The organism is Rhizobacter sp. P3_B12, assembly GCF_056402895.1.
This window is the reverse complement of sequence record NZ_JBFUGN010000798.1, coordinates 1-2,874: the sequence shown is the minus strand read 5'-3', so window position 1 is coordinate 2,874 and position 2,874 is coordinate 1. Positions and strand designations below refer to the sequence as shown.

Annotated in this window: 5 protein-coding genes; 2 read left to right on the top strand and 3 right to left on the bottom strand. The window is 72.8% G+C overall.

All coding sequences use genetic code 11. The features are described from left to right. Positions 1-162, top strand: coding sequence for a diguanylate cyclase (locus tag AC1D01_RS28170; protein ID WP_477872292.1), 162 nt, complete (start codon positions 1-3; stop codon positions 160-162). 17 nt (positions 163-179) lie between these two features. Beyond that, positions 180-929 (top strand): substrate-binding periplasmic protein, encoded by a 750-nt coding sequence (locus tag AC1D01_RS28165; RefSeq protein WP_477872290.1) that lies wholly within the window; start codon positions 180-182, stop codon positions 927-929. Between the two features lie 15 nt (positions 930-944). On the opposite strand, the gene AC1D01_RS28160 is transcribed toward AC1D01_RS28165, so the two are convergent. The 3 genes from AC1D01_RS28160 to AC1D01_RS28150 form a co-directional block, all read right to left on the bottom strand. Next, complete coding sequence (locus tag AC1D01_RS28160) at positions 945-1,712, bottom strand: alpha/beta fold hydrolase (RefSeq protein ID WP_477872288.1); 768 nt, start codon at positions 1,710-1,712, stop codon at positions 945-947. Positions 1,713-1,835: 123 nt separating this feature from the next. Next, positions 1,836-2,225, bottom strand: coding sequence for a hypothetical protein (locus AC1D01_RS28155; protein ID WP_477872286.1), 390 nt, complete (start codon positions 2,223-2,225; stop codon positions 1,836-1,838). Positions 2,226-2,301: 76 nt separating this feature from the next. Beyond that, a partial coding sequence (locus AC1D01_RS28150; protein WP_477872284.1) for a response regulator occupies positions 2,302-2,874 on the bottom strand: 573 nt, incomplete at its 5' end.

Below are 2,874 nucleotides of genomic sequence, written 5' to 3'. Positions count from 1 at the left end.
ATCCCGCACAGCGCGTCGCAGGTGGCGCCGCGCGTCACGCTGAGCATCGGCGTCGCGCAGTTCGACGCCGACACGATGGACCGCTTCGAGGCGCTGCTGCACCGCGCCGACCAGGCGCTGTACCGCGCCAAACGACAGGGCCGCGACCGGGTGGCCGCCTGAACCGCAGGAGGACGACGATGCGCCTTGCTTTCCGTCTCGCCCACAGCATCCTCGCGCTGGCCTCGGCCTGCGCCGGCAGCGCCGCGCAGGCGCAGGCCATCCGCGGCGTCACCGAGGAGTCCGGCTACACGTGGCTGAGCGCCGGCCGCGTGACCGGCCCGGCCAGCGAGGTGGTGGCCGCGACGATGCGGCGCGCCGGCTTCACCGACTACCGTGCCGGCGTCTACCCCTGGGCGCGTGCCTACGACATGGCGCTGCAGGAGCCGAACGTGCTGATCTTCATGATCGCGCGCACGCCGCAGCGCGAGGACAAGTTCAAGTGGGCCGGCGAGTTCATGCGCATCGACTACCACCTGTACAAGCTGCGCACCGACACCGAGGTGGTGGTGCGCACGCTGCAGGACGCCAGGGCCTACAGCGTCGGCGTGCTGCGCGGYGACGTGCGCGAGCAGTACCTGCAGTCGCAGGGCTTCACGCGGCTGGTGGTGTCGGCGCAGAACGCCGACAACTTCCGCAAGCTGCTGCACCGCCAGGTGCAGCTGGTGCCGATGCCCGAGCGCGACGTGCAGCAGCAGTGCGAGGAGTCGCACATCGATTGCGCGACGGTGCTGGAGAAGGTCTACACGCTGGACGGGCTGTCGACCGGCCTGTTCATGGCCTATGGCCGGGCCACGCCCGACGACGTGGTGGCGCGCACGCGCGCGGCGTTCGAGAAGGTGAAGGCCGACGGCACGCTGGCGCGGCTGATGGGCTGGCCGGCGCGCTGAGCCGGTGCCGGGTGCTCAGTGGCCGGTGGCCGGCTGGGCCAGCAGCTCGCCGACCGCGTTCAGCACGCGCGGGTTCCACACCATGCCGATGTGGCTGCTGTCGACCTCGAGGTCGCGCACCAGGCCAGTGGCGTGTTCCTGCGGGCCGTGGATGCAGGTCTGCCACGCGACGATGCCGTCGTTGCGGCTGTAGATCGATGCGGTGGGCACGGGCGGCGGCGTGCGCAGGCGGCGGCTCATCGCCGGGTCGAGCCGGGCCGGCGCGCCGTTCAGCAGCCGGTACAGCCAGCCGACGTGGCTGTGGTCGGCCTCGGCGTTGAACGGCGTGCCGATCGTGATGACACGGCGCACCTGCGGCGCGAGCAGCTTGCCGAGTTCGCGGGCGTAGAGGCCGCCGAGGCTCCAGCCGACCAGCGTCGCGCGGCCGGCGTGGGGTTTCAGCAGCGCCTGGACATGGTCGGCGAGCTCGGCCATCCAGGCATCGACGTCGCCGCGCGGGCCGACGTTCAGGCCGCGGCCCCAGTCGAAGGCGGTGTAGCCGAGGGCGCTGCAGTGTTCACGCAGCGTCGCGACCGCGCTGCCGTCGGCGGCGAGGCCGGGGAAGATGACGACCGGGTGGCCGTCGCCGGCCTGCACCTTGGAGAAGCCGCGGCGCAGGCGGTGCGAGGCCAGTTCGACGGCGGCGCGCCACGGTTCGCTGACCAGCAGCCCGAGGGCCGGGCGGGAGATCGGTGCCAGGCCCAGCGCAGCGGACGGCAGGCAGGTGTCGGTGCTGGGACCCATGGGGCGCTCCTGAGATTCGTTGCCCCCAGGCTAGCGCCGCGACCCGGCGATGCCTATCGGGCAAAAGAGGCAATCCGTGTAGGACTTCGGGGAAGTGCCCTGCAGGCGTGTCGGAAGCCCGGCTCAGCCGAGCCCGTAGCGGGACCACCAGCCGAGCTGCCGGTTCATCCCCGGAGGCAGCGTGATGCGCAGCTGCTCGTGCCCGCTGCGCTGGGTGACATGGGTGATGATGTCGCCGATCAGGTCCGGGGGCAGCTGGCGCACCGCGGCGCGGTCGCAGCGCGACAGGTCGAGGTGGCCGTCGAGCGTGTCGAGCCAGTGGCGCAGCGCGAACACGACGCTGTCGGCGTCGGGCACGTGGCGAACGAATTCCTCGTCCAGCCGCTGCAGCAGGCGCTCCTGCGGCGTTCGCGCCGTGACGCGAGGACGCTCGCGGAGGTCCTTGAAGGTGGCGCGGCCGTCCCACAGCGAACGCCACCAGGTGATCCACAGGTAATCGCGCCAGCCTCTCATGCGCGCTTGAGTAACCGCCGGGCGCGCCGGGTTCCACGGCAAGAGGGTTCGGTCCGTCCGTTCCCCCGTCCCCCGTTCAGCCGGCTTCCTGCCGGTCGGCGTCGCGGCGCTGCCGCAGCCACCCATCGATGCACTTCTGCAGCGCCACCGGATCGGCCGGCTTGACGAAATGGTGGTCGAAGCCGGCCGCCTCGGCGCGCAGGCGGTCTTCCTGCTGGCCGTAGCCGGTCAGCGCGAGCAGCAGCGCGCTGCGCGTGCCGTCCATCGTGCGCAGGCGCGCGGCGACCTCGTAGCCGTCGAGGATCGGCAGCCCGATGTCGAGCACCACCACCTCGGGGCCGAAGCTCTCGGCCACCGCCAGCGCCTCGCGGCCGTCGGCGGCGGTGCGCACCTGGTGGCCGCCGAGGGCGAGCAGGTCGGCCACGCTGTGCGCCGCGTCGTGGTTGTCGTCGACCACCAGCACCCGTGCCGGCTGCGGCGCCCCGGGCTCGAGTGCGGGGCCGCCGGCCTCGCCGGAGCGCACCAGCCCGACGCACGGCAGCCGCAGCGTGAACACCGCGCCGCGGCCGATGCCGTCGCTCGCCGCCTCCAGGCTGCCGCCGTGCATCTGCGCGAGGCGCTGTGCGAGCGTCAGCCCGACGCCCAGCCC

What these genes read in the sequence shown, in the direction of transcription:
- AC1D01_RS28155 (WP_477872286.1), bottom strand. Translation starts at nt 2,225, where the DNA reads ATGAGAGGCTGGCGCGATTACCTGTGGATCACCTGGTGGCGTTCGCTG.
- AC1D01_RS28160 (WP_477872288.1), bottom strand. Translation starts at nt 1,712, where the DNA reads ATGGGTCCCAGCACCGACACCTGCCTGCCGTCCGCTGCGCTGGGCCTG.